1 protein-coding gene is annotated in these 500 nt (G+C 57.6%); it reads left to right on the forward strand.

The window, feature by feature from the left end; all coding sequences use genetic code 11:
* The coding region (locus tag J5224_RS35530; protein WP_264629451.1) for an Hsp33 family molecular chaperone HslO at nt 1–500 on the forward strand (500 nt) is incomplete at both ends.

Consider the following 500-nt stretch of genomic DNA (forward strand, 5'->3'; position numbering starts at 1 on the left):
GTTCGCGGCGAGTTGGTGACGGTCAGTAATACCTACCAGCAAATTCTGGAAAACCACGACTACCCGGCTCCGGTGCGCCTGCTGCTGGGTGATATGCTGGCCGCCACCAGTCTGCTGACGGCGACGTTGAAATTCAATGGCGATATTACCGTACAGCTTCAGGGCGACGGCCCGCTGAAACTTGCCGTTATCAACGGCAATAATCAGCAGCAAATGCGCGGTGTTGCCCGCTTGCAAGACGAGATTGCGCCCGATGCGACGCTGCGTGACATGGTAGGTAACGGCTATCTGGTGATCACCATTACGCCCGAGGAAGGTGAGCGCTATCAAGGGGTGGTGGGTCTGGAAGGCGATTCGGTTGCCAGCTGTCTGGAAAACTATTTCCAACAATCCGAGCAGTTGCCTACCCGGTTGTTTATTCGCAGCGGAGAGCATGAAGGCCACCCGGTTGCCGCTGGCATGCTGCTGCAAATACTGCCCGCGCAGCACGTCGGCCACGA

This window comes from Candidatus Symbiopectobacterium sp. NZEC135, from assembly GCF_025962695.1.